At 44.4% G+C, this 17,815-nt stretch carries 16 protein-coding genes; 7 read left to right on the top strand and 9 right to left on the bottom strand.

The window, feature by feature from the left end; genetic code table 11:
* Positions 1-22 precede the first annotated feature (22 nt).
* From yacG to nadC, 8 genes are all read right to left on the bottom strand, one after another.
* A complete protein-coding gene (gene yacG / locus OCU30_RS10160; protein ID WP_077315757.1) occupies positions 23-223 on the bottom strand; it encodes a DNA gyrase inhibitor YacG in 201 nt (66 codons plus the stop codon).
* 20 nt (positions 224-243) lie between these two features.
* A complete protein-coding gene (gene zapD, locus OCU30_RS10155) occupies positions 244-984 on the bottom strand; it encodes a cell division protein ZapD (RefSeq protein WP_077315756.1) in 741 nt (246 codons plus the stop codon).
* A gap of 19 nt (positions 985-1,003) precedes the next feature.
* A complete protein-coding gene (coaE, locus tag OCU30_RS10150; RefSeq protein WP_077315755.1) occupies positions 1,004-1,621 on the bottom strand; it encodes a dephospho-CoA kinase in 618 nt (205 codons plus the stop codon).
* Position 1,622: 1 nt separating this feature from the next.
* Positions 1,623-2,492, bottom strand: coding sequence for a prepilin peptidase (locus OCU30_RS10145; protein WP_077315754.1), 870 nt, complete (start codon positions 2,490-2,492; stop codon positions 1,623-1,625).
* 46 nt (positions 2,493-2,538) lie between these two features.
* The gene (locus OCU30_RS10140; RefSeq protein WP_077315753.1) at positions 2,539-3,750 is read right to left on the bottom strand and encodes a type II secretion system F family protein; all 1,212 of its coding nucleotides are present in this window, start codon (positions 3,748-3,750) and stop codon (positions 2,539-2,541) included.
* Positions 3,747-5,432: a GspE/PulE family protein gene (locus OCU30_RS10135; RefSeq protein ID WP_077315752.1), complete on the bottom strand. Its 1,686-nt coding sequence runs from the start codon at positions 5,430-5,432 to the stop codon at positions 3,747-3,749. Before OCU30_RS10135 ends, OCU30_RS10140 begins: the two co-directional genes overlap by 4 nt.
* Positions 5,432-5,845, bottom strand: coding sequence for a pilin (locus tag OCU30_RS10130; RefSeq protein WP_077315751.1), 414 nt, complete (start codon positions 5,843-5,845; stop codon positions 5,432-5,434). The genes OCU30_RS10135 and OCU30_RS10130 overlap by 1 nt, the downstream gene beginning before the upstream one ends.
* 219 nt (positions 5,846-6,064) lie before the next feature.
* On the bottom strand, positions 6,065-6,952 hold the full coding sequence (gene nadC / locus OCU30_RS10125) for a carboxylating nicotinate-nucleotide diphosphorylase (RefSeq protein ID WP_077315750.1): 888 nt from the start codon (positions 6,950-6,952) through the stop codon (positions 6,065-6,067).
* A 130-nt stretch (positions 6,953-7,082) separates the two neighbouring features.
* Between nadC and ampD the strand changes: the two genes are divergently transcribed.
* Positions 7,083-7,625, top strand: a complete 543-nt coding sequence (gene ampD / locus OCU30_RS10120; RefSeq protein WP_077315749.1) for a 1,6-anhydro-N-acetylmuramyl-L-alanine amidase AmpD — start codon at positions 7,083-7,085, stop codon at positions 7,623-7,625.
* Between the two features lie 9 nt (positions 7,626-7,634).
* Here the strand turns inward: ampD and fldB are convergent, their stop codons facing one another.
* Positions 7,635-8,153: a flavodoxin FldB gene (fldB, locus tag OCU30_RS10115; protein ID WP_077315748.1), complete on the bottom strand. Its 519-nt coding sequence runs from the start codon at positions 8,151-8,153 to the stop codon at positions 7,635-7,637.
* Positions 8,154-8,379: 226 nt separating this feature from the next.
* Between fldB and xerD the strand changes: the two genes are divergently transcribed.
* From xerD to aceF, 6 genes are all read left to right on the top strand, one after another.
* Complete coding sequence (xerD, locus tag OCU30_RS10110) at positions 8,380-9,288, top strand: site-specific tyrosine recombinase XerD (RefSeq protein ID WP_077315747.1); 909 nt, start codon at positions 8,380-8,382, stop codon at positions 9,286-9,288.
* A gap of 22 nt (positions 9,289-9,310) precedes the next feature.
* The gene (gene dsbC / locus OCU30_RS10105; protein ID WP_077315746.1) at positions 9,311-10,087 is read left to right on the top strand and encodes a bifunctional protein-disulfide isomerase/oxidoreductase DsbC; all 777 of its coding nucleotides are present in this window, start codon (positions 9,311-9,313) and stop codon (positions 10,085-10,087) included.
* Between the two features lie 45 nt (positions 10,088-10,132).
* A complete protein-coding gene (gene recJ / locus OCU30_RS10100; protein WP_077315745.1) occupies positions 10,133-11,872 on the top strand; it encodes a single-stranded-DNA-specific exonuclease RecJ in 1,740 nt (579 codons plus the stop codon).
* A 329-nt stretch (positions 11,873-12,201) separates the two neighbouring features.
* Entirely contained in the window at positions 12,202-12,972 is a 771-nt protein-coding gene (gene pdhR, locus OCU30_RS10095; protein WP_077315744.1) for a pyruvate dehydrogenase complex transcriptional repressor PdhR, read from the top strand.
* 47 nt (positions 12,973-13,019) lie between these two features.
* Positions 13,020-15,683: a pyruvate dehydrogenase (acetyl-transferring), homodimeric type gene (aceE, locus tag OCU30_RS10090; protein ID WP_077315743.1), complete on the top strand. Its 2,664-nt coding sequence runs from the start codon at positions 13,020-13,022 to the stop codon at positions 15,681-15,683.
* A gap of 17 nt (positions 15,684-15,700) precedes the next feature.
* Complete coding sequence (gene aceF / locus OCU30_RS10085) at positions 15,701-17,590, top strand: pyruvate dehydrogenase complex dihydrolipoyllysine-residue acetyltransferase (protein WP_077315742.1); 1,890 nt, start codon at positions 15,701-15,703, stop codon at positions 17,588-17,590.
* Positions 17,591-17,815: the final 225 nt, after the last annotated feature.

Raw genomic sequence — 17,815 nt, 5'->3', positions numbered from 1 at the left:
AATGCTTGTATAGGAGATAGCGTTATGACAAATCGCTATCTGACCAGACTTCTGTATCGGAAATATCTGGGGTTCCTGGGATGTGCTTTTCTTCACTTGCCCATTCACCAAAGTCGATCATTTGGCATTGCTTACTACAGAAGGGGCGAAAAGGGCTGTGTTCTCCCCATTCAACTGACGTGCTGCATTGTGGGCACTTCACGATAGTCGGTGTTTTGGACATAGGCAGTTCCTAAATTGTGTCTAGTTACATACGGCGATTTTAAACGCAATATCTTGAGTGCTGGCTTGGTTAGACTCGAAGTCGAGAAACTTAATCGCAAAGCGATTTTTGTGGCCAGAAATCATTGGGTAAACCCCATCTTTCATTGAAAATGCGAGTCGAATAATGTGGGCGTCGGTGGCTTCCCCTTGATAAAAACCATTTTTAGCCGTTTGCGGCTGATAGTCACCTGTTTCTCGGGTTAAGCGTAACCACAAATGTAAGGCGTCAGAGAGTGCTTTAAAGTTCGCTATCCACTGATTCGCATCTTTTAATTTAACTTCAGTAGGCAAGTGTAACCAATAATGCAACGCAGGCAAATCAAAGCAACATGCACCGCCAGGTAAATTAAACCTCTGTCGAATCGTACTCAAGAAGCGATCATTTTTTAGTGACAGACCAAAACGTTCTGCATTCATTAAGCTGCGATGGATACCGTCAATATCTTGCAACAAAGTACGTAAAGTGACTTGATCAACGCCCTCGACATTTAGCCAACTGCGATACATTTGTCTTTGTTTTTCTATGTCTTTTGCAAGTTCACTTTTCAGTTGAATTTGTTCAAAAATATCTAAAAGATCAAACAGTGCTCGGAAAAAAAGCTGATACTGAATGCCATCAGGATGCTGTGATGCATTGAGTAATTGCGCGAGCAAAGCTTCAACTCGCAGATAGATCCGCGTTTTTTCGTTGAGTGGATGTTCGAACTTATGTGTTGTCATTCAATGACCCTTTCATATTTTACTCTGACTGTTCAGGTTGCTTGCTCAAGGCCAAGTAGGTTTGATGCAATTGTGTTACTTGTGGTAATAATGGATTGTCTAATAAATGATTACAGATAACATCATCAGCATGAGATAAGCGCTCCTCACGGGTGGCCTGAGAGGCTAAAATAGCACTCACTTGCTCTGCAGAAACCTTGTCTCTTTGCATGGTTCTCTCTATTTGTATCGTTTCCGGTACATCAATAACTAAAATGCGGTCGACCAATGATTGTAATTGATTTTCAATTAGTAATGGCACAACTAATAAGGCATACGGTGATGTTACTTGTGCTAGCTGTGCTTGCATTTGCTGGCGTATCATTGGATGTAATAAGTGATTAAGCCATTGTTTTTCATGTTCATTGGCAAAGATACAATGACGTAATCGGCTGCGGTTTAGCGAATGATCATGGTTGAGTATTTGCTCGCCAAAATGCTCAACGATTTGTGCTAAACCTTCTGTTCCCGGAGCAACGACATCTCGTGCTACAAGGTCTGCGTCAACGATGTCGATTGCAAAATGTTCATGAAACAAGTTGGCTACGGTGGATTTTCCACTGGAAATACCACCGGTGACTCCAATAACTAATGCCATATTACCAGCCTAAAAACGTGTGTAGATACCAAGTGATAATATTATGCCCCCAAAGCAGACAAACCCACCCCGCTATAGCTAAATACGGCCCAAACGGAAATGCGGCTGCAATTCCTTTGTTTTGTAAGCGTAATTGTACCAGCCCGAAAACAATACCGACGACAGAAGAAAGTAAAATAATCGCCGGAAGTTGTTGCCAACCTAACCATGCGCCAAGGGCGGCGAGTAATTTAAAGTCACCATAACCCATTCCGTCTTTGCCAGTTAGCAGTTTAAAGCCCCAATACAGACTCCACAATATTAAATAGCCTGCCATAGCTCCGACCACGGCATCGGCTAAGCTAATCGGTGAATATCCCAGCAAAGCTAAGGTAATGCCTGCCCATAATAACGGAAGAGTCAGTTGATCTGGTAAAAGTAAGGTATCAAAATCGATAAACGTTGCGGCAATAAGCACAAAAGTAAAAAACAGTGCGGCGATGCCATAGGGAGTGGGCCCAAAGTGGCTAGCGACGATATAGCTCATTATGGCCGTGAGTGCCTCAACCAATGGGTAGCGACATGAAATCGGGGTTTGGCAGTGATGGCAACGTCCTCTCAAGCAAATCCAACTAATGAGAGGGATGTTATCAATAATGCGTAAAGGCGTATGACAATGACGGCATTGTGAACGAGGTATACTTAAGGTGATACGCTCAGTTGGTAGAGTAATGCCATATTCAGGAAAGCTGTCCGCGCAGTCTTGACGCCACTCTTGCTCCATAATTTTAGGCGTGCGATAAATCACCACATTAAGAAAGCTACCGATAATGACCCCAAAAATTGTTACAAAAGTAGGGTAGAGCCATGGATAGTAAAGAAAAATAGTCACAATGAAGACGGCCTAATCAAATATATTATGAGGAGTTAATCTCAGTTTAACTCAATATGCCAGCAAGATTAAATATTGGTAGGTACATCGCAATAATTAATCCACCAATGAGAGAACCAATGATTAAAATTAACAGTGGTTCGAGCATTTTCTCAATATTTTCGATGTTATGTTGTACGTCATTTTGATAATTTTGTGAGATTTTTTGCAGCATACTATCTAATTGACCACTTTCTTCACCAATGGTAATTAGCTGGATAAAAGTATGGGAAAAGATCTGACGATTACTTAGAGAAGTATAAAATGGATGCCCACTGGCTGTACGTTCAATGATAGAAATAAATTGCTGAATCAAGTAAGCATTCCCTGTGCTGTTTGCCCCTAATTGCAGCGCGTTTAAAATGGGCAGTCCCGCGGCTAAGCTAGTCGCACTCGTTTGACAAAACCGAGCTAAAGCGGCTTTTTTAATGATTTTCCCAACCTTTGGGAGGCGTAATATCACATAGCTTACGGTGTATTGTAGACGCGTTGAATGAGTGAATAGGTAATAACCACCAGCGCTTAAGCTAGTGATGAAAATAATCAATTCTTTCCCCCAGCGTTGCAGCCAGAGCGAGCCGTTGATAACGGCGTGTGTCATGGTTGGGAGCTTGGCATCAAAACTGGCAAACAGTTGTGCAAATTCAGGGATCACCATGACGAGCATAATATACGTGACAATAACGGCGACCAGTAATACTAGGCTTGGATAAAGGGCGGCTTTAAAAATCTGTCGTTTGAGCGCATCACTACGTTCGCGGTGCGTATTTAATGTGGTGAAGATCTCAGCCATTTTCCCGTGATGCTCAGCTGACTCAATCAGGTTAATGTAGAGATCATCAAAATACCGATTATACACTTTTAGAGATTGAGACAACGTTAGTCCAGAAGCGATGGAATCGGCTAACGCGTACAGCAGTGAGCGCATTGCCATATTTTTTTGATGTAACTTGAGTAGCTCAATGGCTTGGGCGAGAGATAAGCCACTACTTAATAGGGTTGCCATTTGCTTGGTCCAAATAGAAATATCATGGTGCTTAATGACGTATCGATAAAGATAGCGATTAACGGGTTGCTTGTGTAGCGTTAACAAACGAATATGACGGTTAAGGAGGTGTGCATGAACTTCTTGTGGGCTTAATCCGACATAGCACCCATGCAGATGCAGGCCCTGTTGATCGATACCCGTCCAATGAAAGTGATAAAGAGAGAGTGTCATAGCATGCTGCCTTGCGCCATCACTAAGACCCGTTGACACTCTTGAAGGGACGTTTCCCCTAATATCACTTGATGAACCGCCGATTGTAATAGTGAAACCATGCCAGTTTGCGAGGCAATATTCGCTAAATCGCGTGCACTTTTTTGTTGATAAATAGCCTCATTGAGCTCGTCATCAACGGGCAATAACTCAAAAATAGCAATGCGTCCCTTGTATCCATAATGACACGCATGGCACCCGACCTCGTTAGCGCAGTAAATGGGTTGCTGGTCGTTGATCCCCAGAATATCTCGTTCGTGTTGGGTAGGCGTATAACGCCGACGGCACTCGGTACATAATCGCCGCACGAGTCGCTGTGCGACAATCAGCTGCAGAGATGAGCCGATGAGATAACTGGCGAGCCCCATTTGTTGCAAGCGTTGGATGGCTTCAGTGGTCGAATTGGTATGTAAAGTGGCTAAAACTAAGTGACCTGTCTGCGCGGCATTGATGGCTATATCAGCGGTCTCCTTATCGCGGATTTCACCAATGAGAATGACATCTGGATCTTGTCGTAATAGCGATCGTAACACCATCGCGAAATCAAGATTAATTTTATGGTTAATCGCTATCTGATTAATATTAGGTAAGCTAATTTCAATAGGATCTTCGACACTGGAAATATTGAGAGTCGGGTGATTAATGTCCATTAACGCTGAATACAGTGTTTGAGTTTTACCGCTCCCCGTTGGCCCTGTCACTAGAATAAACCCTTGAGGTTGATGCAAGGCATGCTGAAATTGCGTGTACTGAAGAGAGGTTAACCCTAAGCGTTCAAAGGCGATGGGACGCTGCGCCGGAAGAAGTCGTAGTACGATTTTTTCGCCCCACTGGGTCGGTATTAGTGATACACGGATATCAACGGCTTCGCTTGGATGGTGGGTATAATGAATGCGTCCATCTTGAGGTAAACGTTTTTGGGCAATATCGAGCTGTGCCATGATCTTAAGCCGAGCGGCAAAACGACGATGCAATGTTACAGGCAAGTGTTGATGTTCTAACAGCAAACCATCACAACGAAAGCGAATACGATAAGTATTTTGATAGGGTTCAAAGTGGATGTCGGAGGCTTGATGATCAATAGCGGCACATAATATTTGATCCACCACATGACTCACCGGAGATTGGTTGTTAGTCAGCTCTTCTTGCTCTAGTTGCTCATTTTCCGCAACTAAAGAAGATAACACTTGCTCGGTTTGTGCCTGTTGCTGCGGTTTAACCGAATCCCCATAAAGCGCTTGTATCGCCGCTTGAATATGGTCATGGCGTGAGAGAACCAACTGTACATTGAGCCCAGTTGAAAATTGGAAGTCATTTTGTAGTTGTTGGTCAGTTGGATCTGTGACTGCCAAGATGAGCTCTTGATCAACTTTAGCAACAGGTAAGGCTTGGTAATGCACGATCGGCTCTTTAAGCTGAAGTTCTTGGCATAGTGATGGATAATCATAATCCTCAATATTAGCAATAGGTAAGTGCAACAGTTGGCTGATATGAGCAATAAGTTTGTCATAAGAGTAAATGTGTAATGTCTTTAAGGCCTGATAGGGGGAGAGGTGTTTTTTATCACACAGTGTCGCCGCCTTTTCCGCTTGTTGATGGGTGATAAGATTTGCATGGCGCAGTAACATGAGTAGAGGATGCATTATTGACACCCAGCAGGAATATGTTCATTGAGTTCAGAGTCGGGAAGCGTCATTTCGCATTGCCAACCAAGCTGTAAATCGCGTGATAATGTTGCGATGGCACCTTGTGGCTGATGAAAGTGAAAGGTTAGAGCGCCCTGTTCAATCATAAGCGTACCTAGTGGGGATTTATCTCTCGTAACTCCAAGCTGAGCTAGATCCGTGTTTTCAGTCAGAGAACCATTGGTTTGAATATACAATTCGGCAGGTGTGACCAGGCCATTTAAAAAAGCCACACCAGCGGTAAGTTGACTTTTTATTACATAGTTATGATAAGCCGGAATAGCGATGGCAGATAAAGTGGCGATAATTGAGACGACAATCATCAGTTCAATCAAACTAAACCCTTGTGGATGCTTACGTACGTGAAACATAGTCTGTCCTTGAATGGTATAAAAGTATAAGAACAGTAAAAACGAAATTAAGCTCAGGCGAGTAGGCGACGAGAAGGTTGCGAGTCGAGTAGGAACAATATGGGCATTGGCTGTAAACCAATCGTTATTTTTCTAATATAAGTCGTAAATTCGTAGCAAAGCAGCCTGAGTGAGAGTCAGGCTGCGCCATAGGTCAGGGGAGTTAGATGATACGCGGCGTTATACGAAACGCATGGATAAATCCATGGCACGAATATGCTTGGTTAGTGCGCCCACAGAGATATAATCAATGCCTGTTGCTGCGTATTGATGCAAAGTATCGAGCGTAATATTACCGGAGTTTTCTAGTGCTGCTCGGCCGGCATTTATCTCAACGGCTTTACGCATCATCTCAAGTGTGAAGTTATCCAACATGACAATATCTGCGCCCGCATCAACCGCTTGTTGCAGTTCGTCCAAGCTCTCTGTTTCGACTTCAACTGGTTTACCGGGATTGAGCTGCTTTGCTGTTTGAATCGCGGCCTCAATACCTCCACAAGCCATAATATGGTTTTCTTTGATAAGGTAAGCATCGAAAACGCCAATACGATGATTGAAACCTCCGCCACAGGTTACCGCGTATTTAAGCGCATTACGTAGGCCTGGAATGGTTTTACGGGTGTCGAGTAGGCGACAATTTGTGCCTTTGAGTTGTTCTACATAACGTGCTGTTTCAGTCGCACATCCCGATAACGTTTGGATAAAGTTCATGGCATTGCGCTCGCCGGTTAACAGAATACGAGCTGGGCCGTGCAGTGTGCATAGTGTTTGATTAGAGATGACCGTATCCCCATCATTTACATGCCAATCAATAGTGACGTCTGCCCCCAATTGCTTAAAGACTTCATTTGCCCATGGTTGCCCACAAAATACGCCATCTTCACGCGTAATGAGCGTTGCTGTAGCGATGGTATCGCGAGGGATCAAGCTGGCGGTAATATCCATATCTGGATTGACGGTTTTGCCTAAATCTTCTTTGAGTGCTTCTGTCACGGCACGCGTCAGATCTTGCGCAAGTTCACTGTTAAGGTAGTCTAAGCGTTGTTGTATTGTATGGGTTTCTTTCATCGTATGAGGTCTAAATCGCCAAAAGTTCGGCCAATAATACGATCCTCGTAAGAGGATTTCAGCCACTATTCTCGCTTTTATGACTGAGCAAGATAAAATGCACATCACAAGAGCGATAAGGAACCCCCGAATGATTGATAAAGATGGTTGGTTAATCAGTGCTAAGCAAGTGCCATCCCCGTTTTACGATGAACGTCCGAGTGATACTACTCTCTCTTTGTTGGTGGTTCATAATATCAGTTTACCTCCAGGGGAGTTTGGTGGGCCGTATATTGAACAGTTCTTTACTGGGAAATTAGACGCCAATGAGCATGAGTTTTTTGCTGTCATTCAAGCGATGAAGGTCTCTGCGCATTGTTTGATTCGTCGTGATGGTGAAATAGTGCAATTTGTCCCCTTTACTGCGCGAGCATGGCATGCAGGAAAATCCTCGTTTGCGGGGCAAGAGCGCTGTAATGATTATTCGATTGGCATTGAGTTAGAAGGAACCGATTTTTTAGCGTACACCGATGCGCAATATAGGGCATTGATTGACGTGAGTCGTCAAGTGATGGAGCGATATCCACAGATCACTGTGCCAAGAGTCACAGGCCATCAATACATTGCTCCGCAGCGTAAAACTGACCCCGGCTTAAGTTTTGATTGGCGACGGTTACGCCGAGGTCTTAAGTGATGAGAATGACTATAGAGTATCGTGATACTCGACGAGAATGTGCTCGACCCAACTTGCAATACGCTCGTCACTGAGTTCATATTGTGAGTCTTCATCCAAGGCTAAACCGACAAACTGTGTGCCGTCTTCGGTCAGTGCTTTGGATGCATCAAATTCGTAGCCATCGATGGGCCAGTAGCCGATAATCTGGGCGCCGAGTTTTTTTACTTCGTCGTGTAAGAGACCCATAGCATCGAGGAACCATTCACCATAGCCTTCTTGATCCCCTAAACCGAACAGTGCGACAGTTTTGCCTTGAAGCGCTAGTGTATCAATGTGTTCCCAGATTTCGAGCCAGTCCTCTTGAATCTCACCAAAATCCCAAGTAGAAATGCCTAGAATGAGAAAATCATAATCATTCATCAGTGTGAGGGGCGTTTCTTTAACATTGTGTATGTCGACGATCTCTTCACCGATCATGGCGCAAATTTTTTCTGCTGCCATTTCGGTGTAGCAGGTCGTCGAGCCATAAAATAGGCCGATTTTCATAATGACATGTACCGATTGTGATTGAGAGAGAGAATTTTAACCATAAATAGTCGTTAGTTGCATTGGTTATCGTAAAAATGACATGAAAGTAAATAACAATAGTTAGCAAAAGCTCAAAAACGTGGCACACTTTCATAAGTTGAAGCGTTTCTGGCCATGTGGCTTGGGAACACTAAAATTTTGTGATATTACAGTGTAATACAGACCTTAAGTGTGAGGAGTGGATGTGACTGAGGCTATTTCGCCAGATCAAGGATTGGTTGAGCAATTTTTAGATGCCATGTGGATGGAAAGAGGGCTGTCTGAAAATACATTGTCTTCTTACCGCACAGATCTTGCCAAACTTCTTCATTGGATGAAAAACCATAACTATCGCCTCGACTTCATTAGTGTCAATGGTCTGCAGGAGTTTCAAACTTGGTTAGCAGATTGTGATTATAAACAAACCTCTAGAGCGAGATTGATTTCGGCTATTCGTCGATTATTCCAATATTTACATCGCGAGAAAATTCGCGCTGATGATCCTAGTGCTTTGTTAGTCAGTCCCAAACTCCCTAAGCGCTTACCTAAGGACTTATCCGAGCAGCAAATTGATGACCTATTAGAGGCTCCCGATCCTAATGATCCGCTAGAATTACGTGATAAAGCGATGCTTGAATTGTTGTATGCGACCGGCTTACGGGTGACTGAGTTAGTATCACTGACGATGGAAAACGTCAGTTTACGCCAAGGCGTCGTGAGAGTGATCGGTAAAGGTGGTAAAGAGCGTTTGGTGCCGATGGGAGAAAGTGCCGTTGATTGGATTGAGACTTTCTTACAACAGGGGCGCATACATTTATTAGGTGAAAAGTCATCAGATGTGGTATTTCCAAGTCGACGCGCGAAGCAAATGACGCGCCAGACTTTTTGGCACCGAATTAAGTATTATGCGATTAAAGCCGACATTGATGTGGAATTACTGTCTCCTCATGTTTTACGTCATGCTTTTGCCACGCACTTGCTCAACTATGGAGCAGATCTTCGGGTCGTACAAATGTTGTTAGGACATAGTGATCTATCCACAACACAAATCTATACGCATGTCGCGACAGAGCGACTAAAACAACTCCATCATGAGCACCATCCAAGGGCTTGATATTTTATTTGAGGTGATTTGAATGACTTTACTCCGTCGACTGTTTATTGTAGCGCTCCCTATATGCGCCCTTGTGTTGACTACACCTGCGAGTGTGGCTGCGCCCCAATCCAATGGTGTGATGAAACACGCCAACGTAGACAAACAAGCATTTCAATCCCGTTTAGGTAAGCTCGGTATTCAAGTCCTTGATGTACAACCTGCAGATATTGATGGTTTGGTTGAAGTTCATACCAATGGCGGTGTGTTATACGCAACCCCTAATGCAGAAAAATTCATTGCCGGTACATTATATGGTATGGATGGTAGCGGTAACTATGTCGATTTATTGGCGAAACGCCAAGCGCCATTGAATGCGAAGAAAATCGCGGCTGAACGTGATGACATGATCGAGTACAAAGCGGATAATCAAAAATATGTGATTACCGTGTTTACCGATATTACTTGTGGTTATTGTGCTAAGCTGCACAGCCAAATGAAAGAATATAATGACGAAGGGATCACCGTGCGCTACCTTGCGTTTCCTCGTCAAGGCCCGCATAGCGAAGTGGCTTCGCAAATGGCCTCGATTTGGTGTGATAAAGATCCAGCCGCAGCGATGGATCAGGCGAAGCAATCACATAGTTTACCCAAACCAAGCGCTAATATTGCCCAATGTAAGCAAGAAGTTGCTCACCAATTTCAGTTAGGGCAATCACTCGGAGTGAACGGTACGCCTGCTATTTTCTTGCCTAATGGTGAAATGGTTGGAGGATATTTACCTCCTAAGCAGTTGTTAGCTCGTTTACAACAATCGTAAGACAAATAATGGATTTGGGCTTCATGAGTGAAGCCCAGTGAACCTATGATAGAAATACGCAGAAGACCAGAACCTAACCTTTCTCAATTACCTGACTCCATTCCTGAACTGTTACGCCGCTTGTATGTGAATAGAGGCGTGACAGACTTGGCCCAGTTAGAAAAAAGCACAAAAAGTTTACATTCCTACCAACAGCTATTTGGTATTGAGCAAGCGGTAACTTTACTGTTTGAAGCGATTAGTACACATAAACGTATTATCGTTGTCGGTGATTTTGATGCCGACGGGGCAACCAGTTCTGCTCTTTCGGTTTTAGCGTTACGTATGTTAGGTAGCCACAATGTGGATTACTTAGTGCCGAATCGTTTTGAAGACGGCTACGGATTAAGCCCAGAGGTGGTCGAGCAAGCGAAAGAAATGGGCGCCGAAGTGATCATGACGGTCGATAATGGCGTCTCTTCTATTAGTGGCGTAGACAAGGCTAAACAGTATGGTATGACCGTGTTAGTCACTGACCATCACTTACCGGGTGAAACGCTGCCGAATGCGGATGCGATTGTAAACCCGAACTTGCAAACGTGCCACTTTCCATCAAAAGCGCTCGCCGGTGTTGGCGTTGCATTTTATCTCATGATGGCATTATGTGTGCGTATGCGAAAACAGCAGTGGTTTGCCAATCAAGGCATGACAGAGCCAAAATTAATGGAGTTGATTGATCTTGTGGCTCTGGGAACTGTAGCAGATGTCGTACCATTAGATGAAAATAACCGTATTCTTGTTCATCAAGGGTTGCAGCGAATTCGTGCTGGTAAAGCTCGTCCAGGGATTCAAGCCTTAATTGAGGTCGCTAAACGGGATGCTCGTCGTTTAGTCGCAGCTGATTTTGGATTTGCGTTAGGGCCGCGTATTAATGCAGCGGGTCGCCTAGATGATATGTCATTTGGGGTCGAGCTTTTAATGAGTAATAATATTCACGCGGCGCGGCGCATGGCCTCGGAATTGGATGGGCTTAATCATACTCGTCGTGATATCGAAGCGGGCATGAAGCAAGAAGCGATGGCGTTTTGTGAACGTTTGCAGTTGAGTGGGGAAAAGACCTTACCTTATGGGTTAGTGTTATTCCAACGTGATTGGCATCAAGGTGTGATTGGAATCTTAGCATCACGTGTGAAAGATCAATTCCATCGACCAGTTATCGCCTTTGCCGATGGTGGTGAAGGAACCTTAAAAGGCTCTTGTCGTTCAGTGCCTGGGCTGCATATGCGTGATGCCTTAGATCGGTTAGACAAACAGGCGCCGGGAATCATTCTTAAGTTCGGAGGGCATGCAATGGCCGCCGGGTTAACTATTGTTGAAACAGAATATGAACGTTTTTCCCAATTGTTTGATGATATCGTGCACAGTGAACTGGATGAAAGTCAGTTAAAAGGGGTTATTCTAAGTGATGGCGAATTACTGCCTGAACAATTATCGATGTCTGTGGCTGAAATGCTGCGTTCAGGAGGCCCCTGGGGGCAAACGTTCCCTGAACCAGTGTTTGATGGGGAATTTAAAATCTTGCACCAAAAGCTGGTGGGAGAGAAGCATTTAAAATTGATGCTGGAACCCTTATACCAAGGCCATCCGACACAATTAATGATTGATGGCATCGCCTTTAATGTCGATTTACGTCGCTGGCCTGATGCATCAGTGAAGACCGTGCATATTGCTTATCGCCTCGATATTAATGAATTTCGAGGCAACCAAACGCTCCAACTGATGATTGAGCACTTAGAGCCGCGTTAATGTAAACCATTATTCACTGTGATGAGAGCAGCTTATTAAGCTGCTCTTTTTATTGGTTTTCATTCCCTTATTGTTGTCACTTTTTATTTACAATAAGTCAATAATTCTGACATTAAGTCTGGTTATTTTGGTTAAATGAAATTGGTATTACCAATTTGTTAAGGTGAGTCAAGTCTTTGGGTTAACAAGGTGTTGTAACCTGCTCTCTTCTATGATGCTGGTCAACTTTTGGCTGGACAGAAGCGCTTAATTTATGTTAATTTCCCCGCATTAATTTAATTGGTATTACCAATTACCTGCACAAATAAAAGAGCGTAAAACGATAGATTATGGCTTATCAAAGGATTCGTCAGCCAAAACTTTCTGATGTGATTGAACAAGAATTAGAAAGGCTGATTGTCGAAGGTACGCTTGCTCCCGGACACCAGTTGCCTCCTGAGCGTGAGCTGGCCCGACAATTTGATGTATCTCGGCCATCCGTGAGAGAAGCTATCCAACGTTTAGAGGCGAAACGCCTATTAACTCGCCGTCAGGGTGGGGGAACGTTTGTGAGCGAAAGTTTGTGGCATAATTTTTCTGATCCTCTGATCAATTTATTATCTAATCACCCAGAAACTCAGCTTGATTTATTGGAAGCTCGGCATGCCTTAGAAGGTATTTCGGCCTATTTTGCAGCGTTACGTGGTACCGAAGAAGATTTTGTTGTAGTCAAAGCGTGTCTTGCTAAAATTGGTGAGATTAAAAACGATAGTGATGTAGACCGTGAAACCCCAGTTGTTATGGAGTTTTTAGTCTCGATTGCTGAAGCTGCGCATAATGTGGTTTTACTGCATATTATTCGTAGCTTATCTCCGTTGCTTGAACAAAATATTTCACAGAACTTTAAGCTATTACGCCGACGCCCTGAGGCGCTGGATAATGTAAGTAAACACCGAGCTAATATTGTTGATGCTATCGTCTCTGGGCGCCCAGAAAAAGCCCATGAAATGTCACATTCGCACTTAGCTTATATTGAAGAAACATTGTTGGATTTGGGTCGTGAAGAGTCTCGTCGAGAGCGTTCTCTACGTCGAATTCAGCAGGGTAATGAGTCGCAGTAGCGACCATTGCGATTCTATTAATCCAATCAACAGAAGGATAGATCGCCATGTCTGATATGAAGCATGACGTAGATGCACTGGAAACTCAGGAGTGGTTAGAGTCTCTTGAATCAGTTGTACGTGAAGAAGGCGTAGAACGTGCTCAGTTCTTATTAGAAGAAGTTCTAGGACAAGCACGCCTTGACGGCGTTGATATGCCAACTGGCACAACAACGAACTACATTAACACCATCCCAGTCGATCAAGAACCGGCATACCCTGGTGACACGAAGATTGAAAGTCGTATCCGTTCAATCATCCGCTGGAATGCAATCATGATTGTCCTGCGCGCTTCTAAGAAAGACTTAGAGTTAGGCGGCCACATGGCGTCTTACCAGTCTTCAGCAGCGTTCTACGAAACGTGTTTCAACCACTTTTTCCGTGCTCCAAACGAAAAAGACGGTGGCGATCTAGTTTATTACCAAGGTCACATTTCTCCTGGTATTTACGCTCGTGCATTTGTTGAAGGTCGTTTGACTGAAGAACAACTTGACCATTTCCGTCAAGAAGTGGACGGCAAAGGTATTCCTTCGTACCCACACCCTAAATTGATGCCTGAATTCTGGCAGTTCCCAACGGTATCTATGGGTCTGGCACCAATGGGCTCAATCTACCAAGCACGTTTCTTGAAATACCTAGATGGTCGTGGTCTTCAAGATACGTCTGAACAGCGTGTATACGCGTTCCTAGGTGACGGTGAGATGGATGAACCAGAATCACGTGGTGCAATTTCTCTAGCAGCTCGTGAAAAACTGGACAACCTATGTTTCGTTATCAACTGTAACCTACAGCGTCTTGATGGACCTGTAATGGGTAACGGTAAGATTGTTCAAGAACTTGAAGGTCTATTCCGCGGTGCAGGTTGGAACGTAGTGAAAGTACTATGGGGCAACAACTGGGATTCACTGCTGGCTAAAGACACATCAGGTAAACTGCTTCAATTGATGAATGAAACCATTGATGGCGACTACCAAACGTTTAAATCGAAAGACGGTGCTTACGTACGTGAACACTTCTTTGGTAAGTACCCAGAAACAGCGGCGCTAGTTGCTGACTGGACTGACGAAGAAATCTTTGCTCTAAAACGTGGTGGTCACGAAACGTCTAAAATGTACGCGGCATTCAAAAATGCACAAGACACCAAAGGCAAGCCAACGGTTATTCTTGCTCAAACTGTAAAAGGTTACGGTATGGGTGAAGCAGCTGAAGGTAAAAACATCGCGCACCAAGTTAAGAAAATGGACATGACTCATGTACATCAAATGCGTGATCGCCTAGGTCTACAAGATCTGGTTTCTGATGAAGAAGTGAAATCACTGCCTTACTTGAAACTCGAAGAAGGTTCTGCAGAGTACGAATACCTGCACGCACGTCGTCAAGCTCTGCACGGTTACACGCCTCAGCGTCGTACTCACTTTGAAGAAAAACTTCAAGTGCCAGAGCTGGAAGAATTCAAGCCTCTGCTTGATGCTCAAAAACGTGATATTTCATCAACAATGGCATTCGTTCGTACTTTGAACACGCTATTGAAAAACAAGAGCATTGGTGAGCGCGTTGTGCCTATCATTGCCGATGAAGCTCGTACGTTTGGTATGGAAGGTCTATTCCGTCAAATTGGTATTTATAACCCGAATGGCCAAGAATATACGCCAGAAGACCGTGGTGTTGTCTCTTACTACAAAGAAGCAACCTCAGGTCAGGTTCTACAAGAAGGTATCAATGAGCTAGGTGCAATGTCTTCATGGGTTGCTGCGTCAACCTCATACAGCACCAACAACTTGCCAATGATTCCATTCTACATCTACTACTCTATGTTCGGTTTCCAACGTGTTGGTGACATGGCATGGATGGCAGGTGACCAACAAGCACGTGGTTTCTTACTAGGTGGTACTGCTGGTCGTACAACGTTGAACGGTGAAGGTCTACAGCACGAAGATGGCCACAGCCATATTCAAGCGAACACGATCCCTAACTGTGTTTCTTATGACCCAACATTCGCTTACGAAGTTGCGGTTATCGTACAAGACGGTATTCGTCGTATGTACGGTGAGAACCAAGAAAACGTGTTCTACTACCTAACGCTAATGAATGAAAACTACCCAATGCCAGCAATGCCGGAAGGCGCTGAAGAAGGCATTCGTAAAGGTATCTATAAGCTAGAAACTTACACAGGTTCTAAAGGTAAGATTCAGCTAATGAGCTCTGGTACGATCATGAACGAAGTACGTAAAGCAGCACAGATCCTAAGCGATGATTACGGCGTAGCGTCTGATGTTTACTCAGTAACGTCTTTCAACGAGATCACTCGTGAAGGCCAAGCTGTAGAACGTCACAACATGCTGCACCCAGAAGCAGAAGAGCAAGTGGCTTACATTGCACAAGTTATGGGTACAGAACCAGCAATCGCTGCGACTGACTACATGAAAAACTACGCAGAACAAGTTCGTGCTTTCCTTCCGGCTGAGTCTTATAAAGTACTTGGTACAGACGGTTTCGGTCGTTCAGACAGCCGTGAGAACCTACGTCGTCACTTCGAAGTTAATGCCGAATACGTTGTAGTTGCAGCACTAAGTGAGCTTGCTAAACGTGGAGACGTTGAAAAATCTGTGGTTGCAGAAGCCATTAAGAAATTCAACATCGACGTAGAAAAAACTAACCCACTACACGCTTAATTAAAGGTAAAGAAGCAATGGCAATCGAAATTTACGTACCAGATATCGGTGCGGATGAAGTAGACGTTACTGAAATCCTAGTTAACGTTGGTGACAAAATTGAAGAAGAACAGTCACTAATTTCAGTTGAAGGCGACAAAGCCTCAATGGAAGTTCCAGCACCACAAGCGGGTGTAGTTAAAGAAATCAAAGTATCAGAAGGCGATAAAGTGTCTACTGGTAGCTTTATTATGACGTTTGAAGAAGAAGCTAGTGCCGCTCCTGAAGCGCCTGCGGCTCAAGACGCAGCACCAGCTGCAGCGCCTGCAGCTTCTTCAGCGCCGCAAGAAGTTAATGTACCTGATATCGGTGATGACGAAGTTGAAGTTACTGAAATCATGGTAAAAGTTGGCGATACAGTAGAAGAAGAGCAATCGCTTATCTCTGTAGAAGGCGACAAAGCGTCAATGGAAGTTCCAGCACCTTTCGCCGGTACGGTGAAAGAAATCAAAGTGGCTGAAGGCGATAAAGTGAAAACTGGCTCGTTTATCATGATCTTTGACGTAGCGGGTAGCGCGGAAGCTGCAGCACCTGCACCAGCAGCAGAAGCTCCGGCAGCGCCAGCGGCTTCATCTGCATCTCAAGACGTAAACGTACCAGATATTGGTGATGACGAAGTTGAAGTTACTGAAATCATGGTAAAAGTTGGCGACACAGTAGAAGAAGAGCAATCGCTTATTTCTGTGGAAGGCGACAAAGCGTCAATGGAAGTGCCAGCACCTTTCGCCGGTACAGTGAAAGAAATCAAAGTCTCTGAAGGCGATAAAGTAAAAACTGGTTCGTTCATCATGGTCTTTGAAGTGGCTGGTGCCGCGCCTGCTCCTGCTCCTGAAGCAGCACCTGCACCTGCACCTGCGCCTGCAGCAAAAGCGGAAGCGCCTAAAGCTGCGCCTGCCGCTCCTGCAGCGACTGGTGAGTTTGAAGAAAACAACGAGTATGCTCATGCAACGCCAGTTGTACGACGTCTTGCTCGTGAGTTCGGTGTGAACTTATCGAAAGTCAAAGGTACAGGTCGTAAGAGCCGCATTCAGAAAGAAGACGTACAAAACTACGTTAAGAATGCACTTAAACGTCTAGAGTCAGGTGCTGCTTCAGCTGCATCTGGTAAAGGCGACGGCGCTGCACTTGGTTTGCTTCCTTGGCCAAAAGTAGACTTTAGCAAATTCGGTGAAACCGAAGTGAAGTCTCTTTCTCGCATTAAGAAAATCTCTGGTGCTAACCTGCATCGTAACTGGGTGATGATCCCGCATGTTACACAGTGGGATAACGCAGATATCACTGAACTAGAGAAGTTCCGTAAAGAACAGAATGCGATTGAAGCGAAGAAAGAATCCGGCATGAAGATCACGCCACTTGTGTTCATCATGAAAGCAGTAGCGAAAGCACTGGATGCCTTCCCTTCTTTCAACTCGTCACTTTCTGAAGACGGTGAAAGCCTGATTCTTAAGAAATACGTGAACGTAGGTATTGCAGTTGATACACCAAATGGCCTAGTTGTGCCTGTCTTTAAAGACGTGAACAACAAAGGCATTCATGAGTTGTCTGATGAACTGAAAGCGATGTCTAAGAAAGCTCGTGACGGTAAATTGACAGCTTCTGATATGCAAGGTGGGTGTTTCACTATTTCTAGCCTTGGTGGTATTGGCGGTACGGCATTTACGCCAATCGTTAACGCGCCAGAAGTAGGTATCCTAGGTGTATCTAAGTCTGAAATGAAGCCAGTATGGAATGGTAAAGATTTCGTTCCTCGTCTACAGCTTCCGCTGTCACTATCTTACGATCACCGTGTGATTGATGGTGCAGAAGGCGCACGCTTCATCACTTACTTGAACGGTTGTTTGAGCGATATTCGTCGCCTAGTTCTTTAATAGTAAGTTTAAGATAAACAAGGCGGCGAATACGCCGCCTTGGTTTAATTTATCTTGTCAATTCAGTTCGGGGATTAAACCCTAAAATGATTTGTCGTCTAGCTCACAGGCTGCATGGAATTTCCTTTCAACGTGTTATCGTAGCGTTAAACTGTTAACACTTGCATAGGCTTCGCTTTACATACTATGGATAGCGCCCCCCTGCACAGCCTGTTAGGGATATTG

The organism is Vibrio palustris (assembly GCF_024346995.1).
Taxonomy (GTDB): domain Bacteria; phylum Pseudomonadota; class Gammaproteobacteria; order Enterobacterales; family Vibrionaceae; genus Vibrio; species Vibrio palustris.
The sequence above is the reverse complement of the archived record's forward strand: the minus strand, read 5'-3'. Positions and strand labels throughout refer to the sequence as shown.